The organism is Thermobifida halotolerans, assembly GCF_003574835.2.
Taxonomy (GTDB): Bacteria; Actinomycetota; Actinomycetes; order Streptosporangiales; family Streptosporangiaceae; genus Thermobifida; species Thermobifida halotolerans.
Map to the genome: position 1 here is coordinate 897,482 of NZ_CP063196.1, position 19,053 is coordinate 916,534.

Consider the following 19,053-nt stretch of genomic DNA (forward strand, 5'->3'; position numbering starts at 1 on the left):
CGGGCGATGATGGGCGGATGCGAGTCCTTTTGGAGACCGAACGGCTGGTGCTGCGCGAGTTCGCCGAGACCGACGCCGACCACCTGTACGCGTTGAACAGCGACCCCGCCGTCATGCGCTTCATCAACGGCGGCCGACCGGTGGCCTTCGAGGCGGTGCGGACGGAGGAGCTGCCGCACCGGATGCGCCGCCACCCGCGCACCGGAGAGTGCGGCTACTGGGCGGCCGAGGACCGCGACGGGCGGTTCCTGGGCTGGTTCGAGTTCCGCCCGCTCGACGCGGAGGACGTCGGGACGGTGGAACTCGGCTACCGGCTGCGCGCGGCCGCCTGGGGGCGGGGCTACGCCACCGAGGGGGCGCGGGCCCTGGTCCGCAGGGGGTTCACCGGGACGGGGGCGGCGCGGGTCGTCGCCTTCACGATGGCGGTCAACGCCCGCTCCCGGCGGGTGATGGAAAAGACCGGGCTGCGGTACGTCCGCACCTTCCACCGCGACTGGCCCGAGCCGATCGACGGCGCGGAGCACGGCGAGGTCGAGTACGCCCTGACCCGGCAGGAGTGGCTGGACCGCGAGGCGGCCCGGTGAGGCGGTGCCGCGCGCCGGTCAGTCGCCGTCGGCGAGCAGTCCGTGCTCGGCGGCGACCGCCTCGACCTGGGCGGGGGTGCCCGCCATGATGGTGCGGGCGTGCTCGGTGACCAGTCCGACCGGCCAGTCCCACCAGGCGGCCCGCAGCAGGCGGGCGACGTCGGCGTCGTCGTAGCGGCGCTTGACCGGCCGGGCGGGGTTGCCGCCGACGACGGTGTAGGGCGGCACGTCGGAGGTGACCACGGCGCCGGCCGCGACGATCGCGCCGTCGCCGACGCGCACCCCGGGCATGACCGTCGAGTCGAGGCCGAACCACACGTCGTTGCCGACGACCGTGTCGCCGCGGCTGGGTATGTCCGCCAGCAGGTCCAGGGTGCGCTCGGCCCACTCGCCGCCGAAGATCGCGAACGGGAAGGTCGACACCCCGCCGGTGCGGTGGTTGGCTCCGGCCATCACGAAGCGGGTGCCGCTGGCCAGGGCGCAGTACCTGCCGATGACGAGCCGTTCGGGGCCGTAGGCGTAGAGGACGTTGCGCTCCTGGAAGCGGGTCGCCTCGCCGGGGTCGTCGTAGTAGGTGTAGTCGCCGACCTCGATGCGGGGGTCGGTGACCAGGGGCTTGAGGAACACCACCCGGGGGTGCTCGGGAATCGGGTGCGGCGTGGCCGGATCGGGGATCGCAGCGGGCATACCAGGTCCTCCTGGGGAGGGACCGGCCGCGCTGTCCGCGAAGGGGCGGCGAGCCGGGAGAACGTCCGGTCCCGGTGGTGTGGACGGCACCACCCTAGGCCGCTGCCCCCGTGGCCGCCAGCGGGTTTCCGGCCACCGCGGCCCCGAGGACGCCGGGGCCGCGGGTCGGCGCGGCGGCTGCTCACCGGCCCCCGGTGAGCAGCCCGAGCAGCAGCAGTACCAGTTCCCTGCGGACCTCGGGGTCGGCGACGGCCGAGCGCCAGCGGACGGGGACCCGGTCCCCGAGGCGGACCAGGGCCGCGCGCAGGGCGTGGTCGAGGACGCGGTCGCCGCCGCGCCGGGCGAGCAGGTCGGTCCCCCGGAGCACGGAGCGCAACTCCTCCAGCAGAAGCGGCAGAGACTCCAGGTCCTGCTCGGGGACGTCCTCCTCGACAGCGGGGGTCTCGGCTTCGGGGGTGAAGGAGACGGCCTCCTCGACGGTGAGGTAGCCGCGGCTGGTGACCATGCCGCGGGCGTCCTGGAGGACCTCGAACTCCCTGGGCGCGTACTCCCGCAGCCGCCGCAGCACCCCGGTGAGCTTGGCCCGCAGTCCGGGCACGGTGAGGCCGGCCAGACCGGCACGCACCTCGCGGCGGAACTCCAGGTCGGGGGAGTCGAAGTCGGCGTAGTCACCGACGGCGCCCCGCCTGGCCCGCGCGTTGTAGAGCCTGCGTTTCTCCGCGGCCTCGGCGTCGGGGGAGGACCACCGCTCCAGCCGCTCGTGCAGGGCCTCGGCGGTGTACTCCGACACCGGGTCGGCGTCGAACAGCGGAGCCGCGCCCCGCCGCCGGTACCGCGCCGACGCCGTGGACCCGCCGTGGCGCAGCGAACCGCGCAGCGGTCCCTCGGCGACCAGGGCGGTCACCGGCGAGCGGCCGGAGTCCTCGCTTTCGGCGCCGAGAAGGAGCGGCGGGGCGGCGAGCGCGGTCCACGGCTCGCCCTTGCCCGCCCGCTCGATGAGCAGTCCCAGTGCCTTCTGCTCCACGGCGTCGTGGACGACCGTCCGCCACTTCCCGGCGTTGCGCATGGCGCGGACCGGTTTGACGCTGAAGGCGGCACGCCACCTGTTGTTGTGCCACATGCCGAGCCGGACGTTCTGCGCGTTTTGCACGGAGTCCAGACGGGCCCGCTCCAGGCGTTCGCACAACCGGTCCAGCGCCCTGCGGTCGGCCGGGGCGGTGAAGTCGGAGCCCGCGTCGACGAGGGCCACCACGTGGGCGAGCGCCGCGGCCAGCCCTCTGCCCGCGGCCCCGGGCAGGTGGTCGCCGCGACTGACGAGGAAGATCACCTCGTCGCTCTGCGCGACGTGGTGGTCGCAGCCGAAGACCCCCGTGCGGTGGCTGGAGCGCCCCGGACAGGAGGGAGGACAGCCCAGCCTGCGCGAGATGGCGTCGACGCATGCGGGGGAGTCGATGATCGTTGTGATGTTGTTTCGTGGCGAACCATGAATGACCATGGAGGGCCTCGCCGGACCCCGTACGGGGCGGGCGGCGCCTGCGGCGCCGTCCGTGGCGAGACCGGGGGTGACCCAGGGCTCGTGGTGGAAGCCGTCCGCGCGGCACGGGTGACCGTGCTGGTATGAGGGGCGCGGTGGGCCTCCGCGGGTAATTGTGACGGTTGCCCGATACGGCGTCAAGGTTCCGTCGCCGCGGCCGTCCCGCGGAGGCCGCGGCGACGGAACCCTGACGCCGCTCAGAGCGGTCCGGGGCGGCCCTCCTCGACGGCCCGCTGCAGGGCGCGCGCCAGGGAGCGCAGCCGCGACGCCAGGTCGGCGGAGGTGGGGGGCGGAGGCGGCGCCGGACGGGGGCGCACGGTCCGGCGGGGTGGCCACGGCGCGTCCCCGGAGCAGGCGAACCCGAGCCAGATGTCGAGGAAGGCGTCGTGGAAGCGGGCCTCCAGTCGGGGGTCGGCCAGCGGGGCGGAGTGGTCCGGGACCCCCGGGGGGCGCGACTCCGGCTGTCCCGGCTCCCGCGGGGCGCTCACCGGGTCCCGCCTCGGTGGCCGGGCCCCGGCGCGCCGGGGCGGGAAGGGGGGACCGGTCTCGGAGGCGGGCCGTGCGGTGCGCGGCGGAGGGAAGCCATGCGATGCTCCTTCGTGGTGGTGTCCGGCGCGGCGGGTGACCGCGTCCGCACGGGACACTCTCGGACGCCGCGGACGTCCGAGAGCGCGAGGTGTCCGGAACCGTCGTCGAGAGGGGGCGGCCATGCCGCGGCGGTGGACTCTCGTCCTGCACGGCGGGGCGCGTCCGGCGCGTCGGATGCGCGCCCACGACTGCCACGGGCTGCTCAACGCCTGGTGGCCGCAGGAGGACGGAGAACACGCCGAGGCCAAGCGGTGGGCGGCGCACGGACTGCCGCGGCCGGTCGCCGACGGGCTGTGGTCGTGGACGGTGAACTGGCTCGACGACGATCGGGACCCGCCTTTGGACCCGGCCGACCTGCGGGGCCGGGAGTGCCGTATCGGGGACCACCGGCTGGCGGTGCACGCGGTGGTGGAGCTGCCGCACCGCGACTACGCGCGGATCCTGGACGTGTGGCGCCAGGACGCGCCCACGGTGCGCGACGCGTGGGTGCACACCCGCAGCCCGGTGCTGTTCGCCGCCAGGGACGACCGGGGCAGGCGGGTGTGGCTGCCCCGCCCCGACACGCGGCGGCTGTTCGGGTTCGTGCGCGAGCACCCCGTCCACGGCCTCGGAGGCAGCGGGGCGCTGGGGGGCGCGGTGCGGTTCGCGCCGCGTCCGCTGGTCGTCGACTGGCTGGCGGAGGTCGAGGGGGTGCCCGCCCGGCTGGAGCCGGGGCGCGTGGAGCACGATCCGGTGCGGGTGGTCGGCGTCGAGGCGGCGGGCGGCCACCCGGTCCGGGGCTGGGAGGGCGGAGTGCGCCTGGAGGCCGCGGACGGCGACGCGGCGGCGCTGGCCTCGCTGCTGGCGCTGGTGGAGTACACGGGCGCGGGCAAGTACACCGCCTACGGATTCGGCGCCCTGCGGGTCGACTCGGCGACGGCTCCGGGTGGCGGCCGCGGGACCGACACGTCCGGGGAGCTGTTCGAGTGAGGGGAGACCGGACCGGTCCTCCTCCGAATTGGGGATTTTGTCCGAGAAGGCTACGGACAAAAAGCGGTGTCCGATAGGAAGAGGTGAACGTCACCCCCTCTCCTGGACGGACCGGTATGCCGCAGACCCTCGTCGCCCTGGTCGGGACGAATCCGACGCCGATCCTGCTGTCCGCACTGACCTACCGGCCCCGGCGGCTGGTCCTGGTGCACAGCGCGGGGACCGCCGCGCAGGCGCGCCGGATCGCCGAACGGTTCACCGACGTCGAGCGGTCCGCGGCGGCCGACCTGTTCTGCCTGGGACAGGACGTCGGCGACTTCTCGGCGGTACAGGAGGGGTACGCGCGGCTGCTGGAGGAGTACGGGACCGCCCTCGCCGACACGCCGTGGCGGCTGTGCTTCACCGGCGGGACCAAGCCCATGAGCGTGGTGTTCGCGCTGGAGCACGCCGAACTGTTCCCCGAGCGCCACGACTGGCGCGGCTACGTGGACGCCACGGGCGGCGACATCCGGTTCACCGACGGCTCCGGCCGGCCGGTCGACCACCGCGGGCTGAGCGTCGCCGCGCTGGCCGCGCTGCACGGGGTGGAACTGGCCCGCACCCCCGACCACGAGCTGGTCGAACTGGTGGCACGGCAACCGCGGCGGGGCGAGCAGGAGGTGCGCCGCCGCCTGCCCGACGCCCGCCACCTGGCGGGCGTCCTCGCGGAGGGGCGGGTGCTGCGCTGCTTCCGGGAGTTGGCCGCCCACGCCGCGGCCGGGGAGGTGGAGGTCGCCCACTCCCTGTTCGTGCCCGACCCGCGCCCGGGACGCGGCGGCGGGCAGCACGCGATCGGCGACTTCGACCTGGTGGTGCGCCACCGTCACCGGGTGCTGTGCGTGGAGTGCAAGACCGCGCCGCAGGACGTTCCGCGCAGCGCCGGGTGGACGGTGACCAAGGCGCGACGGGTCTTCGGGGACGCCGCGCTCGTGCTGTTCGTCTACCGGGGCGGCAGCAGCGGGGAACTGGCCGCCAACCCGCGTCTGGACCGGGTCACCGACGACGACGTGTGGGCGTTCAACCGGCACCTGCGGGGACAGGCGGGACGGCGCCCCCAGGTGCGGGTGCTCACCGACCGGCAGGTGCGGGAGCTCGGCCCCGGATGGGCGGAGGAGCTGTTCGGCCCCGAGCCGCGGAAGTGGGAGAGGCGCGGGGTGTTGCCGCCGATCGCCCCGGGCGAGGCCACCGGGCGGGACCCGCTGCTGATCAGCGCGGTGGGCGGCAGCCGACTGGGAGTGCTCGGCGCGGTGTACGCGCACCGGCCGGCGCGGACCGTGCTGGTGCGCACCCCTGAGATCGACGTCACGACCCTGAGGCCGCCGGTGGAGGCGGCCATGGCCCACGCGCGCGGCGAGCCGGTCCCCCCGCCGCGCCGGGGGCGCCGGAGTCGGCGCGGCGGCGGGAGCGGCGCGGTGTCCTGCCTGGACCGGGCGGTGGCCGCCGCCGACATCCCCGCCGCGGTCGAGGCGGTGCGGGCCGAGATCCACCGCGCCCGCCGCGAGGGGCGGCCGGTGGTGCTGGACGTGACCGCCGGGTCCAAGGCGGCCAGCGTGGCGCTGGCGCTGGCCGCCCACGCGGTCGACACCATCGCCTACACCGATCCGCTGACCCGGCGGGTCTCGGTCTTCACCCCCGCCGACCCCGAACCGGCGCGGCCGTTCGACGCACCCGAGGTCGCCTGGAGTTCGGTGCTCGGCGGATACGAGCCGCTCGACCGGCCGCTGCCCGCGGTGGTCGGCCGGTTCGCGGCCCAGCAGGTCGACGCGGAACTGCTGGAGGAGGCGGCCCGCGTCGTGGCCGACCGCGCCGAGGCCCGGGGGCGCCGGGCGCGGCGGTGGGTGGACGGCGAGGCCCGCGCCCTGCCGGGCCAGCCCACCGGATACCGGTGGACGGACGGGGAGCTGGGGCAGTTCGCCGCGCAGGAGCGGCCGACGCTGGTGGTCACCGTCGCCGACCGCGCCGTGGGACTGACCGCGCCCCGCGAGCGCCACCACCGCTACCGGCGCGGCGTCGACGTCTACCCGCCCGAGCCGGACCGGATGCGGCGGCTCACGGCCGGGGAGTGGGCGCACAGCGTCTACGCCGCCGCCAGCCGACTGTCCGCGCTGTGCGGCGTGGCGGGGCGCACCCTCGCCCTGGCGCACGGGGTCGGCCTCGACCCGAACCGCACGGCCGACCTGGTCGACTGGCACTCCTACGCCACGGCCTACCAGGACGCGCACCGTCCGAGAGTGCTCGGTGCGCGTCCCGGCGAGACGGCGTTCGCCGAGGACGTCGACGAGGTGCTGGACGAACTGGGGCTGTGAGCCGCCGAGAGGGAGGGACGGGTGAGGTCAGCGACCGGTGGACCGGCGGGCGACGCGGGAGTCGTGGTCGGGGTCGACCTGCGCGGGATCCAGGCGTACGTGTACAGCGGGCAGCGGGTGCTGGACGCGGTGGGCCGCGCCGCCCAGGTGGAGTCGTTCACCAGGACCGACGGCCCCGACGGGGTGGGCGACCTGCTGGGAGAGGAGGTGCGCGCGGTGCTGCGGGACGCGGGCGGCGCCCTGTCGGTGGACTTCGCCGAGCAGGCGGCGGCGCGGGAGTTCGTGGCCCGCTACACCCGCCGTCTGCGGGACCGGGCCGACGACCTGGTGCCGGTGGTCGCGTTCGTCCCCTACGGCCCGGGCGAGGAGGCGCCCGACTTCGTGAGCGCCTACCGCAGCCTGCCGGACCGGTTGCGGCGGGCCCGCGCCCGGCACTCGGCGGCGCACGCGCCCGCGCGTGGGTACGGGATCACCGCCGTGTGCTCGGTCAGCGGACGGCCCGCCGAGGTCGTGGACCGCAGCCGGGACGTCGGGACGGGCGGGGAGCGGGTCAGCGCGGACGTGGCGCGGGCCCGCCGGGTGGGCCGGGAGTGGCACCGCAGGCTGAACCGGCGGCTGCTGGCGGGACTGCGCGCCCCCGACGGCAGCGCCCTGGAGCTGCCGACCGAGATCGACCAGTTGGGTCGCGACCTGGGAGAGCGCAGCCGGGTCGCGGTCGTCCACCTCGACTTCAACGGCATGGGGGAGCGGCTGGGCGGCTACGACCGGCGACTCGCGGGAGTGCCGGGATCACGCGAGTCGGTGCGGGCGCAGCGGAAGCTGTCGCGGACCATCGCGGCGCTCACCGACGGCCTGGCGCGGGATCTGGTCCGCGGCGTGGCCGAGGCGGTCACCGTGGACGGGCTGGGACGCCCCGGGGTGCGGGGAAGCGGCGCGGGAGGCACGGTGTCCCTGCCGAAGGAGGACGGGCGGATCCGGGTGCCGGTGCGCCCCATCGTGGTCGCCGGGGACGACCTGACGCTGGTGTGCGACGCGCGGTTGGCGTTCAGCCTGGTGCGGCGCGCCTTCGAGTGGTTGGACGCCGATCCGCGGCGCCTGGACCCCCGGGACGTGCGGGCGAGAACGCACCGGGCGTGGCTGGCGCTCGTCGACGGCGACGAGGAGACGGCACTCGCCCTCGCCGGCGAGAAGGAGCTGGGCTGGGCGCGGTCGGCGGGCTTTGAGGAGGACGGCCACACCACCCTGGTGCCCACGGTCGGGGCGGGGGTGGCGGTGCAGCCGGTGGGGGCGCCGCTGGTGCTGGGCTACCGCGTCAGCGAGGCGCTGTGCGCCGAGGCCAAGAGGGCGCGCAGGCGCTGGCTGGCCGAGGAGGGCGGCGACGACCACGCGGTGGCGTGGACGCTGCGGCTGGACGGCGCCGACCGGGCGGTGCGCAGGCTGCGGGAGGCGGAGGGGACGGGCGGGCGCAGCGAGCAGCCGTGGGACGGCTGGGGGTTCGTCGACTTCCTCGACCGCTACCTGTCGGCGGAACGCGAGGGCAGCCTGCGGTGGGGTGACAACGCCGCCCAGCGGTCCTGGTTCCGGTCCGCGCTGGTGCCGCTGCTGCAGCGCGGTGGGGACCTGGAGGCCGAACTGCAGCGCCGGGCACGCGGCCGCGGCGCGCGGATCCGGTTGCCCGAGGACCGCACCCCCGGCGGGCTGCTGGACGCGGTGGAGCTGCTGGACCTGCACCTGGACGTGCCGCTGGGACGCACCGGGGAGGGGGCCCCGGATGGCCGAGCCTGACCGGATCGTGGTCGACGTGGTCAGCCCGGCGCTGTTCGTGGGGGCCGGCGCCGGCGGCAGCGGCGTGGACACCGACGTCGTCACCGACGCCCACGGGATTCCGTTCCTGCCGCGCCACCGACTGGCGGCGCGGTTGCGCGCGGGAGCGGTGAGCGCGGTGCGGGCCGCACCCGAGTTGGCGGAGGCGGCGCGCGCGGTGTTCGGGACGGCCGGCTCCCACGGCCCCGACCGGGCGCTGCGGTTGGGCGACGCGGCACCGTCGGAGCCGGTGCGCGCGGCGGTGGCGTGGGCGCTGGCCCGGCGGCCGGAGGCGGAGCGCGCCGCGCTGCGGCGCGCGGTCACCGAGGCCTACACCGCGATGGAGTCGGGGATCGAGGTCGACGAGTACGGCGTCGCGGTACCGGGGCGGCTGCGCACCCACCGGGTGCTGCTGCCGGGTCCGCGGTTGGGCGCGCGGCTGCGGTGGGCGCGCGCACCCGACGAGGAGCAGTGGCGGTGCCTGGCGCGGGCGTGCCTGGCGGTCACGCAGAGCGGATTGAAGGCCAGCCGGGGCCGGGGACGGGTGGACGTGCGCCTGGCGGGCCCCGGGGAGGAGGACCCGCACGCGACCACGCTGCGGCTGGCGGGACTCGGTGTCCGAGAGGGGCGGGCATGACCGCGGAACGTGGAGTGACCGGATACCTGCCGCTGCGGCTGCTGCTGACCGCGGGGGTGGCGACCCGCACCCGGCTCGATCCGCTGCGGGTGGAGGCCGAGCGGGTCATCAACGGGCGCGCGCAGCGCGGCATGCTCGCCGCGGCGCTGCGTGACGCGGGACGTGACCGGGAGTTGGACGAGTGGGTGGCGCGGGGCGGCGTGTGGTTCGCGCCCGCCTTCCCCCGACTGGAGGCGGGAGTGGCGGCGGGCGGAGCGGGGGGCGTGGTGGAGCGCACCACGGTCGCCGTTCCCGCGCCCGCGACGCTGTTCAGGTCGGGCGCGGACGACACGGGAGACGCTGTCGACCTGGAGCGGGTGCAGCCGAGTCCGGGGGTCGCCTACCGCGCCCTGGGCGGGTTGCTGGCGCCGGAGGCGGGGTACCGGGCGGCGGTGGCCGCCACCGCCGAGCAGTACCTGGGCCGGGGGCGCGGTGACGGGACCGGTCGGGGGGCGCCGTTCTTCACCACCACCCTGGACGCCGGCCAGGTGTTCGAGACCCGCTGGCAGATGTGGGCCGCCGACGGGGCGCGACTGGACGCGCTGGCGTGGCGGGTCGTGGACTTCCTGACCGAGGCGCGGGGGAGGCTGGTGCTGGGCGCGGCGGGCGCGCGGGCGCACGGCGGCGAGGTGCGGGTGGACCTGGCCGAGGACGCGGTGCGGCCGGGACGGCCGGTGGCCGCCGACCGGATCGGCCTGACCGCGGACCGCGACTGGCCCGCGGGCGAGGAACGCGACCTGGTGCTGCTGTCCCCGGCCCTGGTGTGCGGGGCGGGAGGCGGCTTCCACCCGCGGGCGCTGGTCGCGGCGGTGGCGCGCCGGTTTCCGGGCACGGCGGTGGAGGTGGTCACCGCGCACGTGGAGGCGCAGGCGGTGGGCGGCTACCACCGCGGCTACCGGGGGCCGGTGGCGGAGCGGTGGGCGGCGCGACCGGGAAGCGTGGTGCGGCTGCGGCCGAACCGGCCGCTGACGACGGAGCAGGTCCGCGCACTGGAGGCGCACCCGCTGGGCGAGCGCGCCGCCGACGGCTACGGCCAGTTCGCGGTGCTGGCCGTGCGGGAGCGGGTGGTCGCGCCCGTGGAGGTGGCGCCGGTCCCCGGCGGGGGCGGCATTCGGCTGGCCGACGGCACCGAGGCGCGGATCGGCGCCGCTTCACCGGCCGGATGGCTGCAGAGCGACCGCGACCTGGGGCGCCTGTACGACACGCTGCTGGCCAACGCGGCCGCGGAGCCGGTGCGCGCCTTCGCCCGCCGCCTGGCCGCCGTCGACGACGACCTGCGCGGCCTGACGCCCAGCCTGCTGGGGCGGCTGCGCGAGGTGGCCGCCGCCCCGCACCCCACGGCCGAGCGGGCGCTGCGGGCGCTGGCCGACGCGGTCGGGGAACGGGACGCCCCCGGAGGGCCGGGGCCGCGGCTGCGGGGAAAGGCGCTGGAGAAGGTGGCCGACGCCCGGGTGCGCGTCGCCGGGCACCGCGTGCCGGTGCGGGACTGGTTCGCGGAGCTGGCGCGCGACCCGCGGCGGTGGTGGGACCGCCACGCCGGCGCCGACGCCCGGCTGGCGTCCGCGCTCGCCGAGGCGCTGGTCGCCGTGGACCTGACCCACCCCACCGGGGTGGGCGCCGATCTGACGGACGCGGCGCGCGACTGGCGGCGCCGCCACGCCGCGCGGCTGGCACTGCTGCTGGTGGCCACCTGGCTGGCCGAACTGGCCCGCAACCTGCGTGAGGCGGCCGGGAGGGACGGGGAGGGCCGCCGCGGTGAGTCCTGAGCGGATGGGACGCGGAAGCGCGGCGCGCGCCCTGGCGGAGCTCGCGGGCGGGGCGGCCACCGGACCCGTCCGGCTGTGGGAGTTCGCGGTGCGGCTGCGGCTGCTGGGCGACACCCATGTCGGCGCGGCCCACGACACGCCCCGCCACGCCGCCCAAAGCGACGTCGACCTGCTGGTGGACCGCGACCCCGGCACCGGCGTGCCCCGGCTGCGGGCCACCACGCTGGCCGGGCTGCTGCGGCACGAACTCGCCCGGCGGGCCGGGACGGCGGCCGCCGGGCGGCTGTTCGGCGGCGCGGCGGGCGCAGGCGGGGAGGACGGGGCGCAGCGGCCCAGCCCGCTGCACCTGGACGACGCGACCGCCGAACTCCCCGAGGGGACGGGCGTGTCGGTGCGGGTGGGCACCCGCGTGGACCCCGACACCGGCGTGGTGGCCCGCGGTGCGCTGTGGCAGACGGAGGTGCTGCCCGCGGGCACCGTGTTCACCGCGCACCTGCGGCTGCACGTGGTCGAGGAGGCCGAGGAGGCGCAACTGCTGGCACTGCTGGCCGCGGCGGCCGACGGCCTCACCGGAGAGGGCCCCGGCGTCCGCCTGGGCGGCCGCGGTGGCCGCGGCTACGGGGCGGTGCGTGCCGTGGCGTGGCGCGCCCGCCGCCACGACCTGACCGGTGCGGCCGGATGGTTCGGCTACTACGGGCGGACCTGGGAGAGCCGCCACGCCGAGATGGCACGCGACCTGGCGCGGGAACCGGACGGCGTGCGCACGGCGGTGGCCGCGGCCCTCGGCGGGCAGGCGGCGGAGGAGGTCGCGGCGGCGTTCGCCGCGGCCACGGTCCCCGATGGTCGGCGCTGGGCCGAGCTGCGGATGCGCGTGGCGGTCGGGGAGCGCCCCACGGAGGCGTTCGTCGGCGGATGGCGGGGGGACGCGCCGCGGCCGGGCCTGCTCATGGTGGGAGAAGCCCCCGGACTGGACCGGTTGGACGCGGTGGACCGCGCCCACCGCCGCCGCCCCGCCGTCGGTGCGCGGGGGCGGGTCGACGAACAGCCGGTACTGGGCGACACCGCGCTGTTCGCCCTGCTCAAGCGGATCGGGCGAAGGCTGGCCGGTGATCTGGCCGAGACGGGGGACGCGCACTGGCGGGCCTGGCACGACCGGTGGTGGGGAGCCGACACCGCGGCGGACACCGGGCGACGCGGGAGCGCGTCGCCCTCGCGGATCAGGCTGCGCCGGATTCCGGTGCTCGCCGGGGGAACCGAGTGGCGGGCGACCCGGCTCACCGTGGACGCGCTGTTCGCGGACGCGGTCGAGGGGCGGCTGTCCGCCGACGCGCTGCACTGCGGTGGGCAGGCCGAGGTCGTGCTGGACGTGTGGGAGCCCGACGAGGCGGTGCTGGGCATGCTGACGCTGGTGGTGCGGGAGTTGGCCACCGTGCCCTTCGACGCCCTGGGCGCGGGGGCGGGGGTGGGGCACGGGCGGCTGGCCGTCGTCTCCGCCGCGCTCCTCGCCGCGCCCGGCGAGGAGGCCGTGGACGTGCTGGCCGCGCTGACCGACCCCGGCAGCGCGCACCGGACGCGGGTGCGGCGGTGGGTGGACGCGTGGGTGGCGGCCGTCACCGGAGGAACCGACGACGCGGAGGGATCGTGACCGGAACGGAGTGGTGGCAACCGCCGCGGCCCGCGGGCGTGCGTCTGCGGGAGTTGACCGCGGAGCAGGTCGACGGGGTGCTGGCCGACGTGTTCGGCGACGGGCGGCGGTGCCGGCTGCTGGAGGAGGCGGCACCGGGCGAACGCCAGTGGCTGCTCGCGGAACTGGGCGACGGACGCGTCACCGGGACCTGCCCCGCGCACCGGTGGCGGCGTTCGGACCACAGCGCCTTCGCCGCGCTGTCGGCGGCCCCGCCGCAGGTGCCGCAGGAGCGGTGGCGGGTGCTGGAGGTGCTGGTGTTCTGCGCCTCCGCGCAGGTCCGCGTCGGCGAGGCCGCGGCGGCGGGCTGGCTGGCGGTCGACGAGGACCACGCCGGGCTGCCGGAGTACCTGCGGCCCCGGGACCGGCGGCTGCTGCTGGCGGGCCGCACGGCACGGGTGGACCCCGGGGAGGCGCCGTTCACCCGTACCCGGGAACCGTCGGGCACCACGGCGGTGCTCCCGCTGGACTGGGGTGGGGCCGCGACCCGCCGGGAGGCGTGGCTGTCGGTGCGGGAGTACTGGGCGCGCGACGCGCACACCGGCGCGGTGGGGGTGGCCTTCCACCGCCTGACCGGCATGGCGACCGGCGAACGGCCGACACGAGCGGACGGGTGGGGAGACGACCGTGGAACCTGAGCCCGCCTGGGGCCGCAACCGGGCGCGCGCCCCCTACGGCCTGGTGCGGCTGCCCGCCACCCCGATGCGGGCGCGGATGCTGCACGCCTCGGCCCTGGCGGAGGGGGTGGACACCGACACCCTGCTGCGCGGCCACGGCCGCGCGCTGCCGGGCACCCGCACCGGATGGATCGACGTGTCGATCCGCACCCTGAGCCCGCTGTTCGTCGGACAGGCCCCGGTGGACGGGGCGGTGAACAGGTCGCTGCGCGTCGACGGGCGCCCCGCCGTCCCCGGATCGACGCTGCGCGGCCTGCTGCGCCACACGCTGCGGATGCTCACCGGCGGGGAGACCGGCCCGGTCAACACCCCCCGGTTGTTCTTCCGCGCGCCCGTCCGGCTGGACCCCGACAGTCGGCGCGGCGCGGTCCCGGTGCGCACCCGGGCCGTGGTCGGCGCCCAGCACGAGCGGTACCGGCGACTGCGGGGCGGCCGGACCCGTCAGGGGTTCCTGCTGCACCGCGACGGCGAGTGGTTCGTCAAGGAGGTCCCCAGGGGCAGGAGGGTGCCCCGGAACTCCGGGACCGCGCTGCGGATCTCCTTCGGGGATCTGCGCGCCAGCCTGGAGCGGTGGCCGTTCGGCGCCGAGTTCCCGGACCCGCCCACCGCCACCGCCTACGGCCCCCACACGTTCGAGCCCCACCGGCCCTGGCAGTACCGCGAGGTGTTCGCGGTGGTGCTGTCCGATCCGGACCGCAGGCGGTGGCGTCCTCCCGCCGCCGCGCGGATCGCGCCCACCCGCGAGGAGGCCCGGGAGTACCTGCGCGAGTGCGGCACGCCGGGCGAGGTGGTGCGCTGCGTGGTCGTGCTCACCGGGGTGGCCGGGGCGCGGCGCGCCAACGCCCACCTGTTCCCCGTTCCGGAGGAACTGGCCCGCGGCGCCGCGCGGGGACCGGGAGGGGACTTTCCCGTCCGGGACTGCCATCCGGTGCCGAGGGAGCTGGTGCGCCTGGTGGACTCGGCCGACCAGGTCACCCGCTACCAGGTGGAGAACTTCCCCGACGAGGTGAGCATGGTCGAGGGCGGGGCGGGACGCCCCGGGCCCGGCAGGCTGCCGCTGCACAGCCCCGAACCCGTGTGGTTCACCGTGGCCGCCGAGGCGGACGGCGACGGACGGAGGTGGGTGACGTCGTTCGGGCGCGCGGGCGGCTACCGGGTCGCCGTCGGCGGGGCCGACCCGGTCCGCCGTGCCGTGCCGGAGGAGCTGTGGAGTCCGCAGCACGGCGACGCCGACCGGGGGAGGCGCGGGAACCGGCCCGTGGACGTGCCGCGCGCCCTCTTCGGCGACCTCGACGTCCTGCGCGGCGAGGTGTCGGCCTCCCGGGGGCGCGTGCGGGTGGGCTACGCCCTGGGCGACGGCGCCGGAGCCGACCACCCGGGCGGCCCGCGTCGGGTGCGGCTGCTGTCGCCGCAGCGCGGCTGCTTCGCCAACTACCTGCTGCAACCCGATCCCGGACGGTACGGAGAGCGCCCCGACCTGGTGAGCTGGGCGCACGAGGGCGACGTGGGCCTGGGCGGCTACAAGGTCTTCCTGCACCGCTACCGCGACGGCGCGGGCGTGGAACTGGACGAGGCCGCCGGGGCGGCCGACGACACCTGCCGCGACATCGTGCCGCTGCGGGAGGGCCTGGTCCTCACCGGCCGCATCACCTTCACCAACCTCACCGACGGCGAGGTGGGGGCGCTGCTGCGCGCGCTGCTGCTGGGCAACCCGGCCGACGGCGGCGACGCCCGCGACCCCGAGCACGCGCACAAGATCGGCTTGGGAAAGAGTCTGGGCCTGGGCAGCGTGCACCTCACACCGCGGCTGTACCTGGTGGACCGGCGGGCCCGGGCGACCTCCCCGGACGTCGACGCCGGTGTGGTGCGCGCCGACGCGGAGCGGGTGGCGGCCTTCCTGGAGGCGTTCGACGCGGCGCTGGCCCGGGCACGGCTGGGCCGGGCCGATCCGGCCCGGTGGACCGAGGTGGAGCAGGCCCGCGACGTGCTGCTGGCGAGCCGGTGGCGCCGCCGCCTGCCCTGGGAGTGGACCCGGCCGATGACGCTGGAGGAGTTCGCCACCTACCCGGTGCTGCCCGGTCTGGTGGAGCGGTTCGAACGGTTCGACGCCCGGGCCGCGGCGGCCGGTGGATGATCCGGCCGCCGCGGCCCGGGACCGCACTCGATGCCCTGTGCGGGCTCTGAGCTGAGGAGAGGACCGCATCAACACGTCCGGTTGCTATGCCCTGCGGGCGGCGCGGTCTCCGCCCGCCAGGATAGCGGATGCGCTCCCGCGGCGGCGGGACGGGGTCATTCGCCCAGCGCGTCCAGTGCGGCCATGTCGTCGGGGGTGAGGGTGAAGTCGGTGACGGCGAGGTTGCTGCGGATGCGCTCGGGGGTGGCGGAGCGGGGGATGGCGCTGACACCGTGCTGCAGGTGCCAGCGCAGCACCACCTGGGCGGGGGTCCGGGAGTGGGCGTCGGCGACGGCGGTGACCGCGGGGTGGGTGAGCAGACCTCCTCTGGCGATGGGCGCCCACGCCTGGGTGGCGATGCCGTGCCGGGCGTGGTGGGCGCGCTCCCGCAGGCGGGGCCGGGCGGGGTTGAGTTCGATCTGGTTGACGGCCGGGACGACGTCGCAGGCGTCGAGTAGGACGTCGATCTGGGCGGGGGAGAAGTTCGACACCCCGATGGCGCGCACGGCGCCTTCGGCGTACAGCGTCTCCAGGGCGCGCCAGGTCTCGATGTTGCCGGAGTCGGAGGGGCCGGGCCAGTGGATGAGGTACAGGTCGACGACGTCGAGGCCGAGCCTGCGGCGGCTGGCGTGGAACGCGTCGAGGGTCGCCCGGTAGCCGTGGTGGTCGTTCCAGACCTTGGTGGTGACGAACAGTTCGGCGCGGTCGATTCCGGAGGCGGCGACAGCCTCGGCGACGGCGCTCTCGTTACCGTACATCTCGGCGGTGTCCAGGCAGCGGTATCCGGCGGCCAGCGCGGTGGCGACGGCGTCGCGTCCCACCTGCCAGGTTCCGAAACCCAGCTGGGGCATGGCGACGCCGTTGTTGAGGGTGATCGTGGGCATGGTCATGGGCTGCTCCCGCGGTGGTGGCTGCGACAGGGGTCGGGTACCCGTGGCGGTACGCGTCAATCGGCGGACGGCACGACGGAGCGGGGCCGACACCCGCCGGGTGTCGGCCCCGCCGGTGGTCGGGACGGGTCAGCGGGCCGCGGCCTCGGCGGTTCCGGACAGCAGCCGGTCGAGCATGTCCTGCATGGTGACCAGGCCGACCAGTTCCTCGTTCTCCTCCACCAGCGCCAGGTGGGTGCGGCTCTCCCGCATGATGCTCAGCGCCGCGTAGATGGGGGTGGTGGCGTCCAGGGTCAGTACCGGACGCATCAGGTCGGCGGCGGTGGTGTCCGGAGGGCTGGTGAAGGTGTCGCGGACGTGCAGGACCCCGAAGGGGTCGTCGTCGCCCACCACCAGGCGCAGGTGCCCGCTGTCCCGGGCGGCCCGACGGATGGCCGCCAGGTCGGCGTCCGCGGTGACCTGCGCGAACTCCTCCCTGGGAGTGACGATCTCGCGCAGCGGCCGGGAGTTGACCTCCAGGGCGGTGGCGAGCTGGGCGCGGCGCTCGGGGTCCAGCGCCCCGGCCCTGGCGGAGTGCTCGACGAGTTCCCACAGGTCCTCGGGGCCGTGGCCGGAGGCGACCTCGTCGACGGCCTCCACCCCCACGCGGTGCAGGCACCAGTTGGCCAGGCCGTTGAGCGCGACCAGCGCGGGCCGGGTCAGCCACATGAACGCGCGCATCGGCAGGGCCAGCAGGGTCGCCGACCGCTCGGGGTGGGAGATGGCCCAGGACTTGGGGGCCATCTCCCCGACGACCAGGTGCACGAAGGTGACGATCACCAGGGCCACCACGAAGGAGGCGGCGTAGGAGGCGGCGTCCGGCAGCCAGCCGTGGAACAGCGGTTCGACGAGGTGGTGCACGGCCGGTTCGGCGAGGGCGCCCAGGGCGAGAGTGCACAGGGTGATGCCGAGCTGGGAACCGGCGAGCAGCAGCGACAGGTCACGCGCGCTCCTCAGCGCGGCCCGCGCCGAGACGCTGGTCTCCGCGGCCTCCTCCAGCCGGTAGCGGCGGGCGGAGACGAGCGCGAACTCGATGGCGACGAAGAACGCCGACAGGCCGACGACGAACACGGACAGGACCAGGGCGAGCCACGGGTTCAGGTCGCTCACGCGTTCACCTCCGTCCGGGCGGTGTGCGGCGTCTCGCGGAGTTCGAGCCGCACGGTCTCGGGAACGTGGCGGTCCACGTTCTCCACGGTGAGGACCACCGTCCAGTCGGGGTCGGCCTCGTCGGCCCCGGGGTGGCGGGGCAGGGCGATGGTGACCCGGTCGGCGGGGTGGGGCAGGCGGCGCAGATGGGCGATGACGAGGCCGCCGATGGTCTCGTAGTCGCCCTCGGGCAGGTCGTGCCCGAGGAGGCGTTCGACCTCGTCGACGTGGAGGGCGCCGGGCAGCAGCCAGTCGCCGTTGTCGCTGACGCGGGGGCGGGACTCGTCCTGCGGATCGTGCTCGTCGGCGATCTCGCCGACGAGCTCCTCGGCGATGTCCTCGGTGGTGACGACCCCGGCGAGGCCGCCGTACTCGTCGACGACGCAGGCGAACTGGTCGTCGGCCGCACGCAGTTGCGCCAGCAGCGCGGGCAGCGGCAGCGAGGTGGGGACCAGGACGGCGCGGCGGGCGACGTCGGCGACGCGGGTGGCCGTCAGGTCCCGGTCGCCCAGGGCGAGGATGTCGCGCAGGCAGACGACTCCGGAGACGGTCTCGATGTCGGCGAGGACCGGGAACCGGGAGTGGCCGGTGGCGGTCATGAGTTCCACGACGTGGCTGACCGGGGCGCCGGCGTCGACGGAGGTCACCTGGGGGCGCGGGATCATCGCGTGCTCGGCGGTGCGCTCGTGGAAGTCCAGGGTGCGGTCCAGCAGGGTGGACAGCTCCGCGGGCAGGTCGCCGCTGTCGCGGGACTCCTCGACGATGCGTTCGAGGTCGCGCGGGGTCGCGGCGTGCTGGACGTCCTCGACCGGGGTGATGCGCACCGCCCTGAGCAGCAGGATGGAGGCCCGGTCGAACAGCCAGATGACCCAGCCGAAGACACGCAGGTAGACGCCGGTGGACAGGGCCAGCCAGCGGGACACGGGCTCGGGGCGGGCGATGGCGAGGTTCTTGGGGAACAGTTCACCGAAGACCATCTGGACGACGGTGGAGAACAGCAGGGCCGCGACGGTGCCGACGGCCACCCCGGTGCCCGTGGGCACGCCGACGCCGCCGAGGAGTTCGCCGATGCCCGAACCGATCAGGGGTTCGGCGATGTAGCCGACGAGCAGACCGGTGACGGTGATGCCGAGCTGGGCGCCCGACAGCATGAAGGAGGTGCGGGCGGTGATGTCGAGAACGCGTCGGGCGGTGGTGTCACCGGCCGCGGCGCGGGCCTTGAGACGGGACCGGTCGACGGCGACGAAGCCGAACTCCTGGGCGACGAAGTATCCGGTCACCGCGGTGATCAGGAAGACCACCAGGACTCCGAGGAGGATGCTGAGGATGACGCTCATCGCGCACACACCGCCTCGGAGTCGCGGGGTCCGGTGGGCACGCGGCCGGGTGAGTGGGGGTCGTCGGTTTCGGAAGCGCAGCGTCCGGGGACGCTGCTGCTACTTCGGGACGGGTCCATTGCCTCTCTCTTCGATGGTGAACCAGTTATGGG

At 76.1% G+C, this 19,053-nt stretch carries 15 protein-coding genes; 9 read left to right on the plus strand and 6 right to left on the minus strand.

Annotated features, from left to right (window positions below; translation table 11 throughout):
* Positions 1–17: 17 nt before the first annotated feature.
* Complete coding sequence (locus NI17_RS04020) at positions 18–584, plus strand: GNAT family N-acetyltransferase (protein ID WP_119267495.1); 567 nt, start codon at positions 18–20, stop codon at positions 582–584.
* 18 nt (positions 585–602) lie between these two features.
* Here the strand turns inward: NI17_RS04020 and NI17_RS04025 are convergent, their stop codons facing one another.
* The 3 genes from NI17_RS04025 to NI17_RS04035 all read right to left on the minus strand — a co-directional run bounded on the left by NI17_RS04025 (position 603) and on the right by NI17_RS04035 (position 3,293).
* Complete coding sequence (locus NI17_RS04025; protein WP_068689283.1) at positions 603–1,271, minus strand: CatB-related O-acetyltransferase; 669 nt, start codon at positions 1,269–1,271, stop codon at positions 603–605.
* 181 nt (positions 1,272–1,452) lie between these two features.
* Positions 1,453–2,766, minus strand: a complete 1,314-nt coding sequence (locus tag NI17_RS04030) for a hypothetical protein (protein WP_068689282.1) — start codon at positions 2,764–2,766, stop codon at positions 1,453–1,455.
* Positions 2,767–3,002: 236 nt separating this feature from the next.
* On the minus strand, positions 3,003–3,293 hold the full coding sequence (locus NI17_RS04035) for a hypothetical protein (protein ID WP_068689281.1): 291 nt from the start codon (positions 3,291–3,293) through the stop codon (positions 3,003–3,005).
* A gap of 220 nt (positions 3,294–3,513) precedes the next feature.
* Between NI17_RS04035 and NI17_RS04040 the strand changes: the two genes are divergently transcribed.
* From NI17_RS04040 to NI17_RS04075, 8 genes are all read left to right on the plus strand, one after another.
* Positions 3,514–4,362: a CRISPR system precrRNA processing endoribonuclease RAMP protein Cas6 gene (locus NI17_RS04040; protein ID WP_119267493.1), complete on the plus strand. Its 849-nt coding sequence runs from the start codon at positions 3,514–3,516 to the stop codon at positions 4,360–4,362.
* Positions 4,363–4,478: 116 nt separating this feature from the next.
* Entirely contained in the window at positions 4,479–6,707 is a 2,229-nt protein-coding gene (locus tag NI17_RS04045) for a PDDEXK family nuclease (protein ID WP_068689278.1), read from the plus strand.
* Positions 6,708–6,728: 21 nt separating this feature from the next.
* Entirely contained in the window at positions 6,729–8,492 is a 1,764-nt protein-coding gene (locus tag NI17_RS04050; RefSeq protein WP_068689277.1) for a thioesterase domain-containing protein, read from the plus strand.
* Positions 8,479–9,147 (plus strand): hypothetical protein, encoded by a 669-nt coding sequence (locus NI17_RS04055; RefSeq protein ID WP_068689276.1) that lies wholly within the window; start codon positions 8,479–8,481, stop codon positions 9,145–9,147. The genes NI17_RS04050 and NI17_RS04055 overlap by 14 nt, the downstream gene beginning before the upstream one ends.
* A complete protein-coding gene (locus NI17_RS04060) occupies positions 9,144–10,952 on the plus strand; it encodes a hypothetical protein (protein WP_243597603.1) in 1,809 nt (602 codons plus the stop codon). Before NI17_RS04055 ends, NI17_RS04060 begins: the two co-directional genes overlap by 4 nt.
* Complete coding sequence (locus tag NI17_RS04065; RefSeq protein ID WP_324609951.1) at positions 10,942–12,597, plus strand: RAMP superfamily CRISPR-associated protein; 1,656 nt, start codon at positions 10,942–10,944, stop codon at positions 12,595–12,597. Before NI17_RS04060 ends, NI17_RS04065 begins: the two co-directional genes overlap by 11 nt.
* Positions 12,594–13,274, plus strand: coding sequence for a type III-D CRISPR-associated protein Csx19 (csx19, locus tag NI17_RS04070; protein WP_068689275.1), 681 nt, complete (start codon positions 12,594–12,596; stop codon positions 13,272–13,274). The genes NI17_RS04065 and csx19 overlap by 4 nt, the downstream gene beginning before the upstream one ends.
* Complete coding sequence (locus NI17_RS04075; protein ID WP_279395513.1) at positions 13,264–15,447, plus strand: TIGR03986 family type III CRISPR-associated RAMP protein; 2,184 nt, start codon at positions 13,264–13,266, stop codon at positions 15,445–15,447. The genes csx19 and NI17_RS04075 overlap by 11 nt, the downstream gene beginning before the upstream one ends.
* Before the next feature lie 155 nt (positions 15,448–15,602).
* Here the strand turns inward: NI17_RS04075 and NI17_RS04080 are convergent, their stop codons facing one another.
* The 3 genes from NI17_RS04080 to NI17_RS04090 form a co-directional block, all read right to left on the minus strand.
* Positions 15,603–16,376 (minus strand): aldo/keto reductase, encoded by a 774-nt coding sequence (locus NI17_RS04080; RefSeq protein WP_068689273.1) that lies wholly within the window; start codon positions 16,374–16,376, stop codon positions 15,603–15,605.
* A 129-nt stretch (positions 16,377–16,505) separates the two neighbouring features.
* Positions 16,506–17,525, minus strand: coding sequence for a hemolysin family protein (locus tag NI17_RS04085; RefSeq protein WP_119267501.1), 1,020 nt, complete (start codon positions 17,523–17,525; stop codon positions 16,506–16,508).
* Positions 17,522–18,901 (minus strand): hemolysin family protein, encoded by a 1,380-nt coding sequence (locus NI17_RS04090; protein WP_068689272.1) that lies wholly within the window; start codon positions 18,899–18,901, stop codon positions 17,522–17,524. Before NI17_RS04090 ends, NI17_RS04085 begins: the two co-directional genes overlap by 4 nt.
* Positions 18,902–19,053: the final 152 nt, after the last annotated feature.

Coding starts and splice junctions, on each gene's coding strand:
- NI17_RS04020 (WP_119267495.1), top strand. CDS start 18: ATGCGAGTCCTTTTGGAGACCGAACGGCTGGTGCTGCGCGAGTTCGCC.
- NI17_RS04025 (WP_068689283.1), bottom strand. CDS start 1,271: ATGCCCGCTGCGATCCCCGATCCGGCCACGCCGCACCCGATTCCCGAG.
- NI17_RS04030 (WP_068689282.1), bottom strand. CDS start 2,766: ATGGTCATTCATGGTTCGCCACGAAACAACATCACAACGATCATCGAC.
- NI17_RS04040 (WP_119267493.1), top strand. CDS start 3,514: ATGCCGCGGCGGTGGACTCTCGTCCTGCACGGCGGGGCGCGTCCGGCG.
- NI17_RS04045 (WP_068689278.1), top strand. CDS start 4,479: ATGCCGCAGACCCTCGTCGCCCTGGTCGGGACGAATCCGACGCCGATC.
- NI17_RS04055 (WP_068689276.1), top strand. CDS start 8,479: ATGGCCGAGCCTGACCGGATCGTGGTCGACGTGGTCAGCCCGGCGCTG.
- NI17_RS04060 (WP_243597603.1), top strand. CDS start 9,144: ATGACCGCGGAACGTGGAGTGACCGGATACCTGCCGCTGCGGCTGCTG.
- NI17_RS04080 (WP_068689273.1), bottom strand. CDS start 16,376: ATGACCATGCCCACGATCACCCTCAACAACGGCGTCGCCATGCCCCAG.
- NI17_RS04090 (WP_068689272.1), bottom strand. CDS start 18,901: ATGAGCGTCATCCTCAGCATCCTCCTCGGAGTCCTGGTGGTCTTCCTG.